Raw genomic sequence first — 16,947 nt, 5'->3', positions numbered from 1 at the left:
TTGGTCGTGCTTCGTGCCGGAAGAAACCGAGGTTACTTACCGGCGCGGGCTGGGGAGCTCGCAGTACTTACTACTTACTCGCCCGTCGCCTTGGCGATGATTTCCTTCGAGACGTTCGCGGGAACCTCTGCGTAGGAATCGAACACCATGGAGAAGTTCGCACGGCCCTGAGTCCTGGAACGCAGGTCACCGATGTAGCCGAACATCTCCGAGAGCGGAACCAGCGCCTTCACGACACGGGCACCACTGCGTTCCTCCATGGCCTGAATCTGGCCACGGCGGGAGTTAATATCGCCGATCACGTCGCCCATGTACTCCTCGGGCGTTGTGACCTCGACAGCCATGAGGGGCTCGAGAATGACGGGGCCGGCCTTGCGGGCGGCTTCCTTCAGTGCCTGCGAACCGGCAACCTTGAACGCCATTTCCGAGGAGTCGACGTCGTGGTAAGCACCATCGAGCAGCGACATCTTCAGGTTCACGAGCGGGTAGCCGGCGAGAACACCGTACTGCATCGCGTCCTGTGCGCCTGCATCCACCGAGGGGATGTACTCGCGCGGGATACGTCCGCCGGAGACCTTGTTCTCGAACGCGTAGGTAGCACCGTCTTCGCCCACGAAAGGCTCCAGGGCGATGATGACCTTAGCGAACTGGCCCGACCCACCCGTCTGCTTCTTGTGGGTGTAGTCGTGCTTCTCGACCTTCTTGGTGATGGTCTCACGGTAGGCGACCTGCGGCTTGCCCACGTTGGCCTCGACCTTGAACTCGCGACGCATACGGTCGACGAGGATGTCGAGGTGGAGCTCGCCCATGCCGCCGATGACGGTCTGACCGGTCTCGTCGTCGAGTTCGACCGAGAAGGTCGGATCCTCTTCGGCGAGCTTCTGGATCGCGATGCCCAGCTTTTCCTGGTCGGACTTGGTCTTGGGCTCGATGGAGACCTGGATGACCGGCGCCGGGAACGACATCGACTCGAGGACGATGGGGTTGGCCTGGTCGCACAAGGTGTCACCGGTGGTGGTGTCCTTGAGACCGATCATCGCGTAGATGTGGCCGGCGACGGCCTCGTCTACGGGGTTCTCCTTGTTGGCGTGCATCTGGAAGAGCTTTCCGATGCGCTCCTTCTTACCCTTGGTCGCGTTCAGGACCTGCTGGCCCGGATCGAGACGACCGGAGTAAACGCGAACGAAGGTCAGCTTGCCGAAGAACGGGTGCGACGCAATCTTGAAGGCGAGAGCCGAGAACGGCTCTTCCTTGCTCGGCTTGCGAGTGACCTCGACCTCTTCGTCGCCCAACTTGTGGCCGACAACCTCGCCGATGTCCAGCGGATTCGGGAGGTAATCGATGACAGCGTCGAGCATGGGCTGAACGCCCTTGTTCTTGAACGCGGAGCCACAGATGACCGGGTAGAGCTCGGAAGCGACCGTCATCTTGCGGATGGCGCCCTTGATTTCCTCGACCGTGAGCTCTTCGCCGCCGAAGTACTTCTCCATGAGAGCTTCGTCGGACTCGGCAACGGTTTCGAGCAGCTTCTCGCGGTACTCTGCAGCCTTCTCGACGAGGTCCGCGGGGATCTCTTCGATGGTCGGCAGTGCACCGGTCGGAACTACGCCACGCCAGGTGATGGCACGCATCTCGACGAGGTCGACGACGCCGTCGAAGTCGTCCTCAGCGCCGATGGGCAGCTGGAGAACGAGCGGCTTCGCGCCGAGACGGTCAATGATGGTCTGCACGGTGAAGTAGAAATCCGCGCCCATCTTGTCCATCTTGTTGACGAAGCAGATACGCGGGACGTCGTACTTGGCAGCCTGACGCCAAACCTGCTCGGACTGCGGCTCGACACCTTCTTTACCGTCGAACACAGCAACTGCGCCGTCGAGCACGCGCAGCGACCGCTCCACCTCGACCGTGAAGTCGACGTGGCCGGGGGTATCGATGATGTTGATCTGGTTGTTGTTCCAGAAGCAAGTCACGGCGGCAGACGTGATCGTGATGCCGCGTTCCTTCTCCTGCTCCATCCAGTCCGTCGTCGACGCACCGTCGTGCGTCTCACCGATCTTGTAATTGACACCGGTGTAGAACAGGATGCGCTCGGTGGTGGTGGTTTTGCCGGCATCGATGTGCGCCATGATGCCGATGTTGCGGACCTTGTTCAGGTCAGTCAGCACTTCCTGTGCCACAGGTTTCTTCCCCGCTCGTTGCTTGGTTTTTCGGGTGTCGGCCGTTTCCGGTGTGTTCCACCGTCAGGGCCATGGTCTTTCAATTATGTCTCTGCCGAGGCGAACCTGGCCACCTGTATTCGAGAAAACCCGTAACAGGTGATCAGGTCGCCAACGGCGACAGCGTCGGAGCACCCGCCCGATGGCAGTTGCTCCGACGCTTATATCACCAGCGGTAGTGGGCGAATGCCTTGTTGGCTTCGGCCATCTTGTGAGTGTCTTCGCGACGCTTCACAGCTGCACCGAGACCATTGCTGGCATCGAGGAGCTCGTTGGCGAGACGCTCGACCATGGTCTTCTCACGACGTGCACGCGAGAAGGTGACGAGCCAGCGGAGTGCCAGCGTGGTGGAACGACCGGGGCGAACCTCGACCGGCACCTGGTAGGTAGCGCCACCGACGCGGCGGCTACGAACCTCGAGTGCGGGCTTGACGTTGTCCAGGGCGCGCTTGAGCGTGACGACCGGATCGGTGCCGGTCTTCTCGCGTGCCTGCTCGAGAGCCTGGTACACGATGCGCTCTGCGGTGGACTTCTTGCCGTCCAGCAGGATCTTGTTGACGAGCTGCGTCACCAACGGGGAACCGTAAACCGGGTCGTTGATGAGGGGGCGCTTCGGAGCGGGGCCCTTACGTGGCATTAGCTCTTCTCCTTCTTGGCGCCGTAGCGGCTGCGTGCCTGCTTGCGACCCTTGACACCCTGGGTGTCGAGGGAGCCGCGGATGATCTTGTAACGGACACCCGGGAGGTCCTTCACACGACCGCCACGGACGAGCACCATGGAGTGCTCCTGAAGGTTGTGACCTTCACCGGGGATGTACGCGGTGACCTCGACCGAAGTCGTCAGGCGAACGCGAGCGACCTTACGGAGCGCGGAGTTCGGCTTCTTGGGAGTGGTGGTGTACACACGAGTGCACACGCCACGACGCTGCGGGCTGCCCTTAAGAGCTGCCGTCTTGACCTTGCGGGTCTTGTCGCGGCGACCCTTGCGGACCAGCTGGTTGATGGTTGGCATTTACCGGCTTTCTACGTCGGAACAGACTGCTCGAAGCAACCTTGGCTGTTCTGAAATTAGGGATCTAGCAGTTGGAGCAAGAGAGCTGCTGCTCCTCACCCCACCTCTGATTCTGCTGCGCAGCGCCGAAGCGCTTTGCACCGCACCCGAGGTCGGGCGTGTCGCATACCCCCACACAGGCAGCCGGATGCTCGTTCATAAGCAGAAACTGCTCGAACGTGCGCACGGCAATACCTCGCTAGGCACACAGGTCGGCCCGGGCATGCCGGACACGACCCATAACGATACCTGCCAGCTTGCTATGTGGTCAAAGTGAGACCGAAGTGATAATGCACTCACAGCAAGGCCGGCGACCGCCAGCCGACTCAAATGCTGATGTTGAGGGTCAATTCTCCAAGTTTGGTGGCGGCGGCACAGGCGTCGGTTCCACCCGCCGGCTCACGGACCCACCACCCGAACACCCCACCTGCCGGGGCGCCGGCCGTCAGCCCACAACTCTGCGGGTCGGCCGGCTGTCTGACGAGGTATGCGGCGCTACCCCTGACGCTGATTTTCTCGACCACGTATCCGAGGTGCTCGAAGGCTGCCAGCTCGTGATCGGTGGTTCCGGTCTCGAACCAGTTGAACGTGACCTTGACCGGACCGGCCGGGCTCACTCCGTCCCAACGGCAGATGGCGCCGAAGAAACCACGCTCGACGGCGTCAGCCCCCACTGCAGATGCAATCTGCGGGTCCGTGACGGCTTCGCACTCCTTCAGAATGTCGGCGAACTGCTGGCTCCCACTCCCCCCGTAGGCGCCTTCCGCTTGGGGTTTCCCCGTCACCACGGAACCGCAACCGGTGAGCAGTGCGAGTGAAGCAGCCAACGCCACTGCTACCCGCCCGCGCATCACTGCGCCCTCGAGACGGTGAGTTCCATCAGGTTTCGACCGACAGTGCACGGGTCGGTCGGAGGTGAGCCGAGACCGTAGTTGACCGACCAGTGAACAAAATCGCCGCCGAAGGAAATGCCCAACTCACACAGAACACCTTCTCTCGACGCGATGAAGCCCGGATGACCGTCGATAGCGAGGTCGGCTGCGGGTCGCCCGATCAAATCGGAACCGGCGCGCTCACGTCCGATGGGACTGCCGCGGTACCAGGAGAAGCTGACGCTCGGCCCCAGCGGACCTGCAACCGTCCACTCGCAACCGACACCGTTTCTCGTGACATCGGTAAACGCACCGACGCCGAACGCTGCAACTACCTCTTCATCCGTCACCGATCCGCACTGCGCGAACATCGGGCCGGGATCTGTGGGGCTCAGAACGGCTGAAAAGCCGGCATCAGCCGACTCGTCCGAGTTACCTTCGGTGCCACAGCCACTGACGAGCGCAAGCACTGCAGCTGACATCACCACCGAAGACCTGATCGCGAACACACGTGGCCGGAAGATCGCTCGCGAACTCACTGTGCGTGTAACCATCGCTCGCGGACTCACTTTGCGGGTCACCATGGAGGTGACTGTACGTCGCTATCCGATTCCGGGCGCTACGTCCGTGGTCAGCGGCACCGGGACGAGTGTGGAGTCGAGTTGCGCCGCCCACGCCTTCACCACCTCGGAGCGTCGACGCGAATCGTCGGTCAGCACATCGGCCAATCCCATACCTCGGGCGAGGTCCAGAGTTGCCTGTACGAGCCGGTGCGTCGTCGGATCCGAGTCGTCGACACCGAGACTCGCCACAGCCATGCGATGCGCGATGCGGCCGAACCGTTCCTCGAGCGGCAATACCCGCGCTTTCAACTCCGGGTCCGACGCGGCCGCTGTCCATACCTGCAGCGCGGCTTTGAACAGCGTACCGGTGTAGTACTCGACCAACCTGACGATGACAGCCTCGGTTCGGCCGGCACCGGACGGAAGATCGGTAGATTCCTTGCGCGCCTGGTCCATTCGAGCGTCGAACATCATTTCCAGTGCTGCGGTGATCAGGTCCTCACGCGTGGGAAAGTGGTGTTGCATGGCACCACGGGACACGCCGGCCCGTTGCGCAACGACGCTCATCGTCGTTGCGCCCCAGCCGAGTTCGGCCAGGCAATCGACGGTCACTGCGAGCAGATGGGAGCGCGTGAACCGACTGCGATCCTGCTTGGGTTCTCGGGTCATCACGCCACCGCATCCTTTCTCCGAAGAAGCTACTTCTACTCGTGCGCCCACGCCGGTGGACGTTTCTGTAAGAACGCCATCATGCCCTCACGTGCCTCGTCGGAGGAAAACAGCCGAGCCGACTGAGCCACCATTTCTTCGCCGTCGCGGTCGAATCCGGCCAGCATCGATCGCGTCGTAATCCACTTGGATTCCGCCAATCCTTGCGGTGAGCAGTGACGCAACGACTCGAGCAGTTCTACGACGGTGTCCCCCGGATCCTGCGAGGCAATAGTGACGAGGCCGATAGTTTCAGCTTCGCGGGGTCCGAACTTCTCGCCTGTCAACAGGTATCTACTCGCGCTGCGCTGATCGAGTCGAGGCAAGAGGGTGACGGAGATGATCGACGCCGCCAACCCCAATCGCGATTCCGTCACCGCAAAGGTGCTGTCCGGCCCGGCAACCACGATGTCGCAGGCACCGATCAGGCCCATTCCGCCGGCGCGGACATGGCCGCCGATCAGTCCGATGACCGGCTTGGGAAGTTCGAGGATGCTGCGCATCAGCATCAGCATTCCTCGGCCACGTTCCTTGACCGACTCTTCGGGCGAGGACGCAGATCCCGAGGCCTCACTGAGATCTGCACCAGCGCAGAAGGTTCCACCACTGTGCGTCAACACCACTGCCCGGACGGCGGGGTCTTCCGCGGCAGCATTGAGACCGGCCTGCAGTTCCGTGACCAACCGCGTGGAGATGGCGTTGCGGTTGTGCGGGGAGTCGAGCGTTAACGTAGCTGCTCCGCCTGATACTTCGTATCGAACGTAAGGCTTTGTCATGAAAGCACCATCCCTAGTACGACCGGGGCAGGCCCAGCGAATGCTGAGAGACGAAGTTGAGGACCATCTCCCGGCTCACCGGCGCAACGCGTGCGATCCGAGCCGCGCCGAGCATGGCGGCCAAACCGTATTCCTTGGTCAGGCCCGCACCGCCGTGAGTTTGGATAGCCTGATCGAGCGCCTTGATACTTGCTTCTGCCGCAGCATACTTGGCCATGTTGGCAGCCTCGGCGGCACCGAAGTCGTCACCGCTGTCATACAGGAATGCAGCCTTCTGCATCATCAACTTCGCCAGCTCGAGTTCGATCTTGACCTGCGCGAGTGGATGCGAAATACCCTGGTGTGCACCGATCGGCGTCTTCCACACTTTGCGCTCGTTTGCATACTTGACCGCTGCGTTCAGCGCGTAGCGGCCCATGCCGATGGCCATCGCCGAACCCAGAATGCGCTCGGGATTCAGGCCGGCAAACAGCTGCATCAACGCAGCATCGGCCTCACCGACCAGCGCCTCGGCAGGCAGGCGCACGTCGTCGAGGAACAACATGAACTGGTGATCCGGTTCGATGATGTCCATCTCCATCGCAGTCTTCTCGAATCCCGGAGAATCGGTGGGAACGATGAACAGTGCAGGCTTGAGCTTGCCGGTCTTGGAGTCTTCGGTGCGCGCGACGATCAGCACGGCATCGGCCTGGTCGACACCCGAGATGAAGATCTTGTTGCCACGCAGAATCCAGTCGGCGCCGTCCCGACGCGCAGTGGTCGTGATCTGGTGCGAGTTGGAACCGGCGTCGGCTTCGGTGATGCCGAAAGCCATGATCTTGGAGCCGTCGGCCAAAGCCGGTAGCCACGTCTGCTTCTGCTCCGCGGTGCCGTATTTGCCGATGATGGTTCCGCAAATGGCCGGCGAGACAACAACTAGCAGCAGACCCGCTCCGTGAGCGGCCATTTCTTCCTGAACCAAAGCCAATTCGTAGATTCCGGCACCGCCGCCGCCGTACTCCTCGGGAAGGTTGACGCCGAGAAATCCGAGTTTGCCTGCCTCGTTCCACAATTCGGTGAGCGGCTCGCCTTTACGCGCCTTGGGCAGCACGTAGTCGACGTAGTTGAATCGCTCCCCCAACTTGGCAACAGAAGCCCGCAGTTCCTTCTGCTCGTCGGTTTCGATGAAACTCATGACTCGACCTCTTCCGTAGCTTCGGGTACTTCTACACGTGCGAGTACCGATCCGACCTCGACCTGCTGACCGAGAACAACCGGAAGTTCAACCAGAACACCAGCAGTGGGCGCGGTGACCGTATGTTCCATCTTCATTGCTTCGAGCCACAGAATCGGCTGACCGGCCGTGACCGTATCGCCCTCGGCCGCTCCGATCCGGATTACCGAGCCAGGCATCGGAGCGAGCAGGGATCCTGCCGCAACCTCGGTGGAGGGGTCGACGAACCTCGGCGTCACTGCCAACGACACGGGCCCGAGTGAGGAGTCTACGAAGACCTCACTGCCGTAGGCGGCGACATCGAAAGTACGTCGTATGTCGCCCTGGTCGAAGACCACCCGATCCGAGCTCGCGGATACCAGACTCACTGCACCGAAGCCCTCTGCACTGAGAATGCCACTGCGACTGAGAAAATAGCGGACATCGTACTCGCCCGATGCGGTGGTGTAGCTCTTGCTCTGAGGTTGCGAAGGCAAGTTGCGCCAGCCGCTGGGCAGGCGGCCGATGACCTTCGCCGACGCCCTGTTGTGAGCGGCATCCGCAAGTGCCGCCGCCAGTGCCGAGAGCTTCTCGACATCGGTGTCGGCCAACGGTGTGGACAGCACAGCAAGGTCGTGGGTCTCGAAGAACGCCGTATCGGTCTCTCCGGCAATGAATGCCGGATGTCGCAGGACGTTGACGAGCAAGTCGCGATTGGTCCGGAGACCGTGAATCTTGGTGCGAGCCAAGGTCGATGCCAGCAACCGCGCGGCCGCGGTGCGGGTCGGTGCGTAGGAAATGACCTTGGCCAGCATCGGGTCGTAGTGAACGCCGACAACGCTCCCATCGACTACACCGGAATCGAGGCGCACACCCTGCTCGCGCAGAACACTGAATTCTTCCGTGTCGCCGGGCAGTTCGATGTGATGCACCGTTCCGCTCTGCGGCTGCCAGCCCTTCGCCGGATCCTCGGCGTACAGCCGCACTTCGATGGAGTGTCCACGAATCTCCGGCTGCTGATCGGGCAAGGCCTCACCCGCAGCGACCTGCAACTGCAGTTCCACCAGATCGAGTCCCGTGGTGCACTCGGTGACGGGATGCTCCACCTGCAGACGAGTATTCATCTCGAGGAAGAAAAACTCTCCGTTTTCGTCGGCGAGGAATTCGACCGTGCCGGCTCCCTCGTACCCGATCGCATTCGTCGCGAGACGCGACGCGTCGAAAAGCTTCTCCCGCATGGCCGGTATGCGTTGCACGAGCGGTGACGGCGCTTCTTCCACAACCTTCTGGTGTCGACGCTGGATGGAGCACTCACGCTCCCCCACTGCCCAGACGCCGCCGTCGCGGTCCGCCATGACCTGAACTTCGATGTGGCGGCCCGTCTCGAGATACCGCTCGCAGAACACCATCGGGTCACCGAAAGCTGACAGTGCCTCACGGCGTGCAGCCTCCAGTTCTCCTTCGAGCGCGGACAATTCACGGACAATGCGCATTCCGCGTCCACCGCCGCCGGCTGATGCCTTGATCAGAACCGGGAGGTGCGCTTCGGTGACAGCCGTGGGATCGAGCTCCGCCAACACTGGAACGCCGGCAGCGTCCATGATCTTCTTGGACTCGACCTTGGAACCCATCAGTTCGATGGATTTCACGGGCGGACCGATCCAGGTCAGACCGGCGTCGATGACGGCACGGGCGAATTCCGCGTTCTCGGAGAGGAATCCGTAGCCAGGGTGAATGGCGTCGGCCCCGGCGGCCTTCGCTGCAGCGATGATCAACTCGCCCCGCAAATACGTCTCAGCGGGAGTGTTTCCCGGCAGACGAACAGCCACATCCGCCTCGGCGACGTGCGGGCTGTTGGCATCTGCGTCGGAAAAGACTGCAACGGTTCCGATTCCGTTTCGGCGACAGGTAGCGAAGACACGGCGTGCAATTTCGCCGCGGTTGGCGACTAGGACTGAAGTAATCACGGCGTGCCTCACATACGGAAGACGCCGAAGTTCTCGGTGCCTTCGATCGGGGCGGTGGCAATGGCCGACAGGCACATTCCCACCACGGTGCGGGTGTCTCGGGGGTCGATGACGCCGTCGTCATAGAGGCGCCCGGACAAGAACATCGGGAGCGATTCTGCTTCGATCTGGTTCTCGATCATTGCGCGGATGCCGGCGTCGGCCTCAGCGTCGAAGGCCTGCCCGCGGGCTTCCGCAGACGCGCGACCGACGATCGAAATGACGCCGGCCAGTTGAGCACCGCCCATGACGGCGGACTTGGAACTGGGCCACGCGAACAGAAAGCGTGGATCGAATGCCCGACCGCACATGCCGTAGTGACCGGCGCCGTACGACGCTCCGAGCAGAATCGAAATGTGCGGAACCTTGGAGTTGGCAACCGCATTGATCATCATCGAGCCGTGTTTGATCATGCCGCCCTCCTCGTATTCCTTCCCCACCATGTATCCGGTGGTGTTGTGCAGGAACAGCAACGGCGTGTTGGAACGATTGGCGAGCTGGATGAACTGGGTGGCCTTCTGGGATTCCTCACTGAAGAGAACTCCGCGGGCATTGGCCAGGATGCCGATCGGGTAGCCGTTCAACTCCGCCCACCCGGTCACGAGTGACGAACCGTAGAGCGGCTTGAACTCGTCGAAGTCGGATCCGTCGACGATGCGGGCAATGACCTCGCGAGGATCAAAGGGGATCTTGAGGTCGGCGGGAACGATGCCGAGCAACTCTTCGGGGTCTTCGAGCGGCTCGATAACCTCAGCGCGCGGAGCCGGACCCTTCTTGGTCCAGTTGAGGCGCTTGACGATCGATCGTCCGATACGAATCGCATCCTGCTCGTCGGCAGCGAAGTAGTCGGCCAGACCGGACTTGCGGGCGTGCATCTCGGCACCTCCCAGAGCCTCGTCGTCGGACTCCTCCCCCGTGGCCATCTTGACCAGCGGCGGGCCGGCGAGGAACACCTTGGAGCGTTCCTTGATCATCACGACATGATCGGACATGCCGGGGATGTACGCGCCGCCGGCTGTGGAATTTCCGAATACCAGAGCAATAGTGGGGATTCCGGCTGCGGACAGCTGAGTGAGATCGCGGAACATGCGACCGCCCGGGATGAACACTTCCTTTTGAGTCGGCAGATCGGCACCGCCGGATTCGACCAGGGAAATCACCGGTAGGCGATTCTGCATCGCGATATCGTTGGCGCGGAATCCCTTACGCAGGGTCCACGGATTGCTGGTGCCGCCGCGGACGGTGGGATCGTTGGCGACAATGAGACATTCGACGCCTTCAACAACGCCGATACCGACAACTGTGCTGGCACCTACGGGGAAATCACTCCCCCAGGCGGCAAGAGGGCACAGTTCGAGGAACGGCGAATCCTGATCGAGTAGCAACTCGATCCGCTCACGTGCCAAGAGCTTTCCCCGCTTGTGGTGACGCTCGGTGTACTTTTCACCGCCGCCGGCCAGAGCCTTGGCGTGCTCGACCTCGATCTCCGCAAGCTTGGTGTTCATGGTCTCGACCGCGGTGTTGTAGACCTCGGAGTTTGTGTCCAGCGTGGACCGGATGACACTCATGACTGATACCCCAATCGCTTGGCCGCGAGGCCTGTGAGGATTTCGGTGGTACCGCCACCGATTCCCAGAATTCGCATGTCGCGGTACTGCCTCTCCACTTCGCTTTCCTGCATGTACCCGAGGCCACCGAACAGTTGGACAGCCTGGTTCGCTACCCACTCACCCGTCTCGACGGCGGTGTTCTTGGCAAAGCACACCTCGGCAATCAGATCGCCGTCGCCGGCCATGTGCCGCTCGATCACCGAGTGCGTGTACACCTTGGCCACGTCGATCTTGCGGGCCATCTCGGTCACCGTATTCTGGACTGCCTGCCTACTGATAAGTGGACGACCGAAAGTCTCACGGGCACGGCACCATTCGAGGGTAAGCTCCAAACACCGCTCTGCGCTTGCATAGGCCTGCGCGGCAAGGGCTACACGCTCGGAGACAAATGCCTGTGCAATTTGCGCGAAACCACTGCTCTCTTCACCGACCAGATTTTCGACCGGAACTCGGGCGTCGACAAATGACAGTTCCGCAGTATCCGATGCTCGCCAGCCCATCTTCTCGAGTTTGCGTGACACCGTGAATCCCGGTGTGCCCTTCTCGATCACGAGTAGCGAGACGCCGCCGGCACCCGGCCCGCCGGTACGCACTGCGGTGACTACGTAGTCGGCCCGACAACCCGAGGTGATGAACGTCTTGGAACCGTTGACTATGTACTGGTCACCGTCGAGCTTTGCCGTCGTCTGCAGGTGGCCGACGTCGCTGCCGCCGCCAGGCTCCGTGATGGCCAGTGAACCGATCTTGTCGCCGCGCAATGTCGGCTTGACCCACCGGTCGATCTGCTCTTGGTTTCCGGCCGCAATGAGATGCGGGACTGCAATGCCGCAGGTGAACAGCGAAGCAAACAGCCCACCCGAAGCGCCGGCCTGATGCATCTCCTCACAAATCACGATGGAGTCGATGGCGTCGCCACCCTCACCACCGGCCGATTCAGGCGCGCTGGCACCGAGCAATCCCAGAGCGCCTGCCTTGCGGTGCAGTTCGCGCGGAATTTCCCCGTCACGTTCCCACTGAGTCAGATGCGGCAGGATCTCCTGGTTCACGAATCCGCGAACGGTTTCACGCAGGGCGCGCCGCTCCGGAGTGGTCCACACATTCACCGTGAATCCTCTTTCTGATCAGTTGTGGGGAGGAGCGAAATCGGGATGTCGATGTGACGTGAGCGCAGCCATTCACCAATTCCCTTGGCCTGCGGATCGAATCGTGCCTGCGACGCCACACCCTGGCCGAGGATTCCCTCGATCACGAAGTTCACGGCCCACAGGTGAGGTAGCAGGTGACGGGTCACGGTCAGCCCCGACGCCTCCGGGAGCAGTTCCTTGACCTTCGAGACAGTGAGAGTATTCGCCAGCCACCGCCACTCGTCCTCGCTGCGGACCCAGACGCCGACATTGGCGTTACCGCCCTTGTCGCCGCTACGCGCACCGGCAATGGCACCCAATGCAACTCGAGTGACCGGCCCCGCGGGTAGAGGCGTCGGAAGTTCCGGCTCGTCGACGGGTTCCAACTCCTGCGTCACCGCCGACGGCGCTATGTCGACGCGCGTGCCGTCAGGCAAAACTGCAATGTGAGGCACCGATCCCACGTCGACGTAGCCGGGAGTGAAAACTCCGTACGGCTGACCGTTGCTCGGCGGGGCCGTCAAGGAGAAGCCCGGATAACTGGCCAGCGCCATCTCGACCGCAACAGACGAGAAGGAGCGTCCGATCACCTTGGGGTCCGAATCACGAACCACGCAGCGTAGCAAAGCACTTGCAGTTTCCTCGGTATCGGAATCCGGATGATCCGTCCGCGCCAATGTCCAGACGAGCTCGGCAGGCTTCTTGCTCAACCAGGCCTCGAGCTGGTTCTTCGCCAGCTCGGCCTTGGCCTCGATATCAAGACCGGTGAGTATGAACGTGGCCTCGTTCCGAAAGCCAGCCAGAGTATTGAGCGAAACCTTGTACTGCGGCGGCGGAGCCTCCCCGGTGACGCCGCTGATCAGAACCCGATCGGGGCCCTCCGGCGTCAGCACTGCCGTATCGACCCTCGTCGTCACATCCGGACCCGCATAGCGACCGCCTGTGATCTCGTACAGCAACTGCGCCGTCACAGTTCCGACACTTACCTCACCGTCGGTACCGGCATGCTTCGTGATGACAGACGAACCATCGGCGTTGATCTCGGCGATCGGGAAACCGGGGCGGCCGAGGTTGGGGATCTCCGTAAAGAATGCGTAGTTCCCGCCGGTGGCCTGCGTTCCGCATTCGATGACGTGACCCGCCGCGACGGCACCGGCCAGCTGATCGAAATCGTCTCGCTTCCAACCGAAATGATGAGCCGCCGGGCCCACGATTACCGACGCGTCGGTAACCCTGCCGGTGACCACGACATCGGCGTCGGCAGCCAGGGCTTCGACAATCCCCCAGGCGCCGAGGTAAGCGTTTGCTGTCAACGGCGAGCCTAGACCCAGTTCACCGGCGCGAGAGACCACATCATCACCCTCGACATGTGCGATCTTGGCATTCAAACCCAGCTTGGTATTGACTTCCCGCAGTGCGGCGGCCAGCCCGGCGGGATTGAGACCGCCCGCGTTGGCGACGATCTTCACTCCCTTGTCGAGGGCGAGTCCGAGCGTGTCCTCGACCTGCCTCAGGAATGTCTTTGCATAGCCCAGGGATTGGTCTTTCATCCGATCCCGGCCCAGGATCAGCATCGTCAGTTCCGCGAGATAATCACCCGTCAGGTAGTCCAGTTCACCACCCTCCAGCATCTCCCGCATCGCCGAGACACGGTCACCGTAGAAGCCGGAACAGTTGCCGATCCGTACCGAACTCATTTGTCCGCCTCCGCTTCGCGACCGCTCCCACTGGGTCCGGCAAAGGCCTGTGCAAACCCCAACCACTCCTCGACGTCTGCGCCCACCGCTACGAGGTCGAGATCGGCCCGGTTTGCTCGCTGAGTCACCAGCAGACAGAAATCCAAGGCAAGCCCGGTAACCTTCTGCGCCGCATCTTCGGGACCCCAGATCCAGAGGGACCCGTCGGGCGCGGTCAGTTCCACGCGAAATTCTTCGGCGGGCGGAGTCTTCTCGTTGACCGAGTACGCAAAGTTCCGTGTCCGAACACCCAGATGCGCAATGTTCTTGATGCGCGCGGTAGGTGCCCGCTCGACACCCAGGGCGTCGGCGACGTCCTGCCCATGTGCCCAGGTCTCCATCAACCGAGCGGTTGCCATGGAAACTGCACCCATCGGGGGTCCGTACCACGGGAACTTCGCGCCGGCGGGGGCAGCGGCAAGTGCGTCGACCAATGCGGTTCGGCCGGCGCGCCAATCTGCCAGCAACTCCGCTGGTGGTCGCACAGCCTGCTCCGCCGCGCCGTCGTCGACGAATCCCGCCGGATTCAGGAAAGCCACCTTTAGTTGCTCAGCGAACCCGTCGGGGTCGGTGATTGCCAACAATGCAGCAGCATCGGTCCAATGCAGGTGCCCGATCTGATGCGAGATTGTCCACCCTGCGGCGGGCGTCATTGTCGCCCACTTCTCGGCGGGTAGATCCCTAACCAGTGCCTCGAGGCTGTCGCCCTCGGCCCGCAAGTCATCGATGAACGTCTGAAGTTCGGCCATGCGACCAGCATCACACTCACACATAAAAAAATCAAGCACGAATGATTGTTATTTCCCAAATCGAGTGGTGAGAGACTGAGCGCAACAATCATCGCCCGCAGAGGAGCACCTATGAGCGACGCCGTCCTGATCACCCGCACCGACGACGTGGTCACCTGGACCCTCAACCGGCCGGACACGCGCAACGCCATCTCCGAGATCGACATGATCGAAGCACTCGAAGACGCCGTCACCGCGGTCAATCGCGATCAGAGCGTCCGGGCTGTCATCCTGACCGGAGCCGGATCAGCTTTCTCGTCCGGCGGGAATGTCAAGCACATGCGCGACAAGGAAGGCATGTTCGGCGGCGCACCCGGCGAGATCCGCCAGGGGTACCGACACGGAATCCAGCGCATCCCGCTCGCGCTCTACACGTGTGAAGTTCCGACCATCGCAGCCGTCAACGGTCCCGCTATCGGAGCCGGATGCGATCTCTCACTCATGTGCGATCTGCGCATTGCGTCGAGCGCCGCAATCTTCGCCGAAAGTTTTGTCAAGGTCGGACTCATCCCGGGCGACGGTGGCGCCTGGCTCCTCCCCCGCGCGATCGGCAATGCCCGCGCCGCCGAGATGGCGTTCACCGGAGAACCGATCGATGCTGCCAAGGCCCTCGACTGGGGACTGATCTCCCAGATCACCGAGCCCGACGAATTACTCCCCGCAGCACACGCTTTGGCGGCGCGAGTCGCCGCCAATCCGCCGCAGGTGCTCCGCATGACCAAGAAACTCCTCCGCGAGGGTCAGCACCAAAGCCTCGAGAGCCTGCTCGAACTTTCAGCAGCGATGCAGGCCCTGGCCCACCACACCCGCGATCATCACGAGGCCGTCGCCGCGATGCTGGAGCGTCGAAACCCGGATTTCACCGGCGAGTGAACACGTCAGCACACGCGCCCGGTCGGCAGTTTCTGCCGGTCGGCGCGGTTCTCACTTCGATATTTTCACTGCAATTCGGCGCAGCCTTCGCGACAACACTGTTTTCGCAGATCGGGCCGGCCGGCGCCACGACGCTCCGTCTGACCATCGCCGCGGTAATCCTGGGCGTCATCGTCCGCCCACGGTGGAGTAGATGGTCGAACCGGCAACGCAAAGGCATTCTCGCGCTCGGCGTTTCCCTTGCCGTGATGAACGGCGCGTTCTACGAAGCCCTCGATACCATTCCGATCGGCACTGCCGTCACCATCGAGTTCCTGGGCCCGCTCACCCTGGCCGCAGTACTGTCACGGCGCTGGGCCGACGGCGCCTGGGTGCTCCTGGCTTTCGGCGGGGTGCTGTTACTCGGCTTGGGCGATCATGGGGAGTCCGGACTGGACCCCGTCGGAGTGGCGTTCGCACTCATCGCAGCAGCCGCATGGGCCGGTTACATCATCACCGGATCGCACATCGCCGCAACACTTCCCAGCGCCGACGGTCTGGCTGGGGCCTGTATCGTCGCAGCGGTCCTGACGCTTCCTTTCGGTGTCGTCTCCGGAGGAACCGAACTGTTGGATCCGAAGATTCTTCTGGCGGGCGCTGCAGTCGCAATCCTGTCATCCGTGATCCCGTACAGCCTGGAGATGTGGGCTCTACGGTCATTGGCGAAAAAGGTTTTTGCCGTCCTGATTGCACTCGAACCAGCAGCTGCGGCATTGGCCGGCCTGGTCATCATCGGACAAGCCCTCGACTCGATCACGCTTCTGGCGATCGGACTGGTCGTGAGCGCCGGAGTCGGTACCGTCGCCATGAACCGGCAGCCGTCCCCGAAATAGTCACGGGTACCGTCAGATAACTTCACCCAACGTAGGAGAACCATGACCACGCCGATCATTGCCTCTGTTCTCGGACGCACTCCCCAGATCGACGAGAGCGCCTTCATTGCACCCAATGCCACAGTCGTCGGCGCAGTGACCATCGCTGCCGGCGCAAGCGTCTGGTACGGCGCGGTGCTGCGCGGTGACGCCGAGACAATCACCATCGGCGCCGACACCAATATTCAGGACAACTGCACAGTGCATGCAGACCCCACGTTCCCAGCCGTCCTCGGTGAGCGAATCTCGGTGGGCCACAACGCAGTACTGCACGGTTGTACCGTCGAAGACGACGTACTGGTGGGCATGGGAGCGGTAGTCCTCAACGGTGCGCACATCGGATCGGGTTCACTGATCGCAGCGGGCGCCGTGGTGTCGCAAGGAATGCAGATTCCGCCCGGGTCGTTGGTCGCCGGCGTACCGGCCAAGGTCAAACGTGAACTCTCCGACAACGAAAAAGCCGGGATCAGCGCCAACGGAGCGGGTTACATGATGCTGGCGAAGGCGCACAAGGACATCTGA

The 16,947-nt window shown here is 62.1% G+C and carries 16 protein-coding genes; 3 read left to right on the top strand and 13 right to left on the bottom strand.

Features of this window, described 5'->3' with window-relative positions:
• Positions 1-74: 74 nt before the first annotated feature.
• From fusA to MTX36_RS10900, 13 genes are all read right to left on the bottom strand, one after another.
• Complete coding sequence (fusA, locus tag MTX36_RS10960) at positions 75-2,177, bottom strand: elongation factor G (protein ID WP_243619770.1); 2,103 nt, start codon at positions 2,175-2,177, stop codon at positions 75-77.
• 205 nt (positions 2,178-2,382) lie between these two features.
• Positions 2,383-2,853, bottom strand: a complete 471-nt coding sequence (gene rpsG / locus MTX36_RS10955) for a 30S ribosomal protein S7 (RefSeq protein ID WP_003941856.1) — start codon at positions 2,851-2,853, stop codon at positions 2,383-2,385.
• Positions 2,853-3,227 (bottom strand): 30S ribosomal protein S12, encoded by a 375-nt coding sequence (gene rpsL / locus MTX36_RS10950; protein ID WP_094271845.1) that lies wholly within the window; start codon positions 3,225-3,227, stop codon positions 2,853-2,855. Before rpsL ends, rpsG begins: the two co-directional genes overlap by 1 nt.
• Before the next feature lie 365 nt (positions 3,228-3,592).
• Positions 3,593-4,117, bottom strand: coding sequence for a DUF3558 domain-containing protein (locus tag MTX36_RS10945; protein ID WP_243619769.1), 525 nt, complete (start codon positions 4,115-4,117; stop codon positions 3,593-3,595).
• Positions 4,117-4,620 (bottom strand): DUF3558 domain-containing protein, encoded by a 504-nt coding sequence (locus tag MTX36_RS10940; protein ID WP_243619833.1) that lies wholly within the window; start codon positions 4,618-4,620, stop codon positions 4,117-4,119. The genes MTX36_RS10945 and MTX36_RS10940 overlap by 1 nt, the downstream gene beginning before the upstream one ends.
• Before the next feature lie 120 nt (positions 4,621-4,740).
• Positions 4,741-5,370, bottom strand: coding sequence for a TetR/AcrR family transcriptional regulator (locus MTX36_RS10935; RefSeq protein WP_243619832.1), 630 nt, complete (start codon positions 5,368-5,370; stop codon positions 4,741-4,743).
• 35 nt (positions 5,371-5,405) lie between these two features.
• A complete protein-coding gene (locus tag MTX36_RS10930; protein ID WP_243619768.1) occupies positions 5,406-6,185 on the bottom strand; it encodes an enoyl-CoA hydratase family protein in 780 nt (259 codons plus the stop codon).
• A gap of 13 nt (positions 6,186-6,198) precedes the next feature.
• Positions 6,199-7,359, bottom strand: a complete 1,161-nt coding sequence (locus MTX36_RS10925) for an acyl-CoA dehydrogenase family protein (RefSeq protein ID WP_243619767.1) — start codon at positions 7,357-7,359, stop codon at positions 6,199-6,201.
• On the bottom strand, positions 7,356-9,344 hold the full coding sequence (locus MTX36_RS10920) for a biotin carboxylase N-terminal domain-containing protein (RefSeq protein WP_243619766.1): 1,989 nt from the start codon (positions 9,342-9,344) through the stop codon (positions 7,356-7,358). The genes MTX36_RS10925 and MTX36_RS10920 overlap by 4 nt, the downstream gene beginning before the upstream one ends.
• 8 nt (positions 9,345-9,352) lie before the next feature.
• On the bottom strand, positions 9,353-10,951 hold the full coding sequence (locus MTX36_RS10915) for an acyl-CoA carboxylase subunit beta (RefSeq protein WP_243619765.1): 1,599 nt from the start codon (positions 10,949-10,951) through the stop codon (positions 9,353-9,355).
• Complete coding sequence (locus MTX36_RS10910) at positions 10,948-12,096, bottom strand: acyl-CoA dehydrogenase family protein (protein ID WP_243619764.1); 1,149 nt, start codon at positions 12,094-12,096, stop codon at positions 10,948-10,950. The genes MTX36_RS10915 and MTX36_RS10910 overlap by 4 nt, the downstream gene beginning before the upstream one ends.
• Positions 12,093-13,814, bottom strand: a complete 1,722-nt coding sequence (locus MTX36_RS10905) for an acyclic terpene utilization AtuA family protein (protein WP_243619763.1) — start codon at positions 13,812-13,814, stop codon at positions 12,093-12,095. Before MTX36_RS10905 ends, MTX36_RS10910 begins: the two co-directional genes overlap by 4 nt.
• Positions 13,811-14,602, bottom strand: coding sequence for a TIGR03084 family metal-binding protein (locus MTX36_RS10900; RefSeq protein ID WP_243619762.1), 792 nt, complete (start codon positions 14,600-14,602; stop codon positions 13,811-13,813). Before MTX36_RS10900 ends, MTX36_RS10905 begins: the two co-directional genes overlap by 4 nt.
• A gap of 111 nt (positions 14,603-14,713) precedes the next feature.
• Between MTX36_RS10900 and MTX36_RS10895 the strand changes: the two genes are divergently transcribed.
• From MTX36_RS10895 to MTX36_RS10885, 3 genes are read left to right on the top strand one after another with little or no spacing between them, the layout of a single operon-like run.
• Positions 14,714-15,514 carry a crotonase/enoyl-CoA hydratase family protein gene (locus tag MTX36_RS10895; RefSeq protein ID WP_243619761.1) on the top strand — a complete coding sequence of 267 codons (801 nt, stop codon included), beginning with the start codon at positions 14,714-14,716 and terminating at the stop codon, positions 15,512-15,514.
• Complete coding sequence (locus MTX36_RS10890) at positions 15,511-16,386, top strand: DMT family transporter (protein ID WP_243619760.1); 876 nt, start codon at positions 15,511-15,513, stop codon at positions 16,384-16,386. Before MTX36_RS10895 ends, MTX36_RS10890 begins: the two co-directional genes overlap by 4 nt.
• A 42-nt stretch (positions 16,387-16,428) precedes the next feature.
• Positions 16,429-16,947 (top strand): gamma carbonic anhydrase family protein, encoded by a 519-nt coding sequence (locus MTX36_RS10885; RefSeq protein ID WP_169632652.1) that lies wholly within the window; start codon positions 16,429-16,431, stop codon positions 16,945-16,947.

The organism is Rhodococcus sp. ARC_M6 (assembly GCF_022810305.1).
Taxonomy (GTDB): domain Bacteria; phylum Actinomycetota; class Actinomycetes; order Mycobacteriales; family Mycobacteriaceae; genus Rhodococcus_F.
This window is presented reverse-complemented; position numbering and strand designations above follow the sequence as displayed.

Bases quoted from the DNA above. Each gene is read 5' to 3' on its own strand.
- rpsL (WP_094271845.1), bottom strand. From the start codon at position 3,227: ATGCCAACCATCAACCAGCTGGTCCGCAAGGGTCGCCGCGACAAGACC.
- MTX36_RS10915 (WP_243619765.1), bottom strand. From the start codon at position 10,951: ATGAGTGTCATCCGGTCCACGCTGGACACAAACTCCGAGGTCTACAAC.
- MTX36_RS10940 (WP_243619833.1), bottom strand. From the start codon at position 4,620: ATGTCAGCTGCAGTGCTTGCGCTCGTCAGTGGCTGTGGCACCGAAGGT.
- MTX36_RS10935 (WP_243619832.1), bottom strand. From the start codon at position 5,370: ATGACCCGAGAACCCAAGCAGGATCGCAGTCGGTTCACGCGCTCCCAT.
- MTX36_RS10900 (WP_243619762.1), bottom strand. From the start codon at position 14,602: ATGGCCGAACTTCAGACGTTCATCGATGACTTGCGGGCCGAGGGCGAC.
- MTX36_RS10945 (WP_243619769.1), bottom strand. From the start codon at position 4,117: ATGCGCGGGCGGGTAGCAGTGGCGTTGGCTGCTTCACTCGCACTGCTC.
- rpsG (WP_003941856.1), bottom strand. From the start codon at position 2,853: ATGCCACGTAAGGGCCCCGCTCCGAAGCGCCCCCTCATCAACGACCCG.
- MTX36_RS10895 (WP_243619761.1), top strand. From the start codon at position 14,714: ATGAGCGACGCCGTCCTGATCACCCGCACCGACGACGTGGTCACCTGG.
- MTX36_RS10930 (WP_243619768.1), bottom strand. From the start codon at position 6,185: ATGACAAAGCCTTACGTTCGATACGAAGTATCAGGCGGAGCAGCTACG.
- MTX36_RS10925 (WP_243619767.1), bottom strand. From the start codon at position 7,359: ATGAGTTTCATCGAAACCGACGAGCAGAAGGAACTGCGGGCTTCTGTT.
- MTX36_RS10885 (WP_169632652.1), top strand. From the start codon at position 16,429: ATGACCACGCCGATCATTGCCTCTGTTCTCGGACGCACTCCCCAGATC.
- MTX36_RS10905 (WP_243619763.1), bottom strand. From the start codon at position 13,814: ATGAGTTCGGTACGGATCGGCAACTGTTCCGGCTTCTACGGTGACCGT.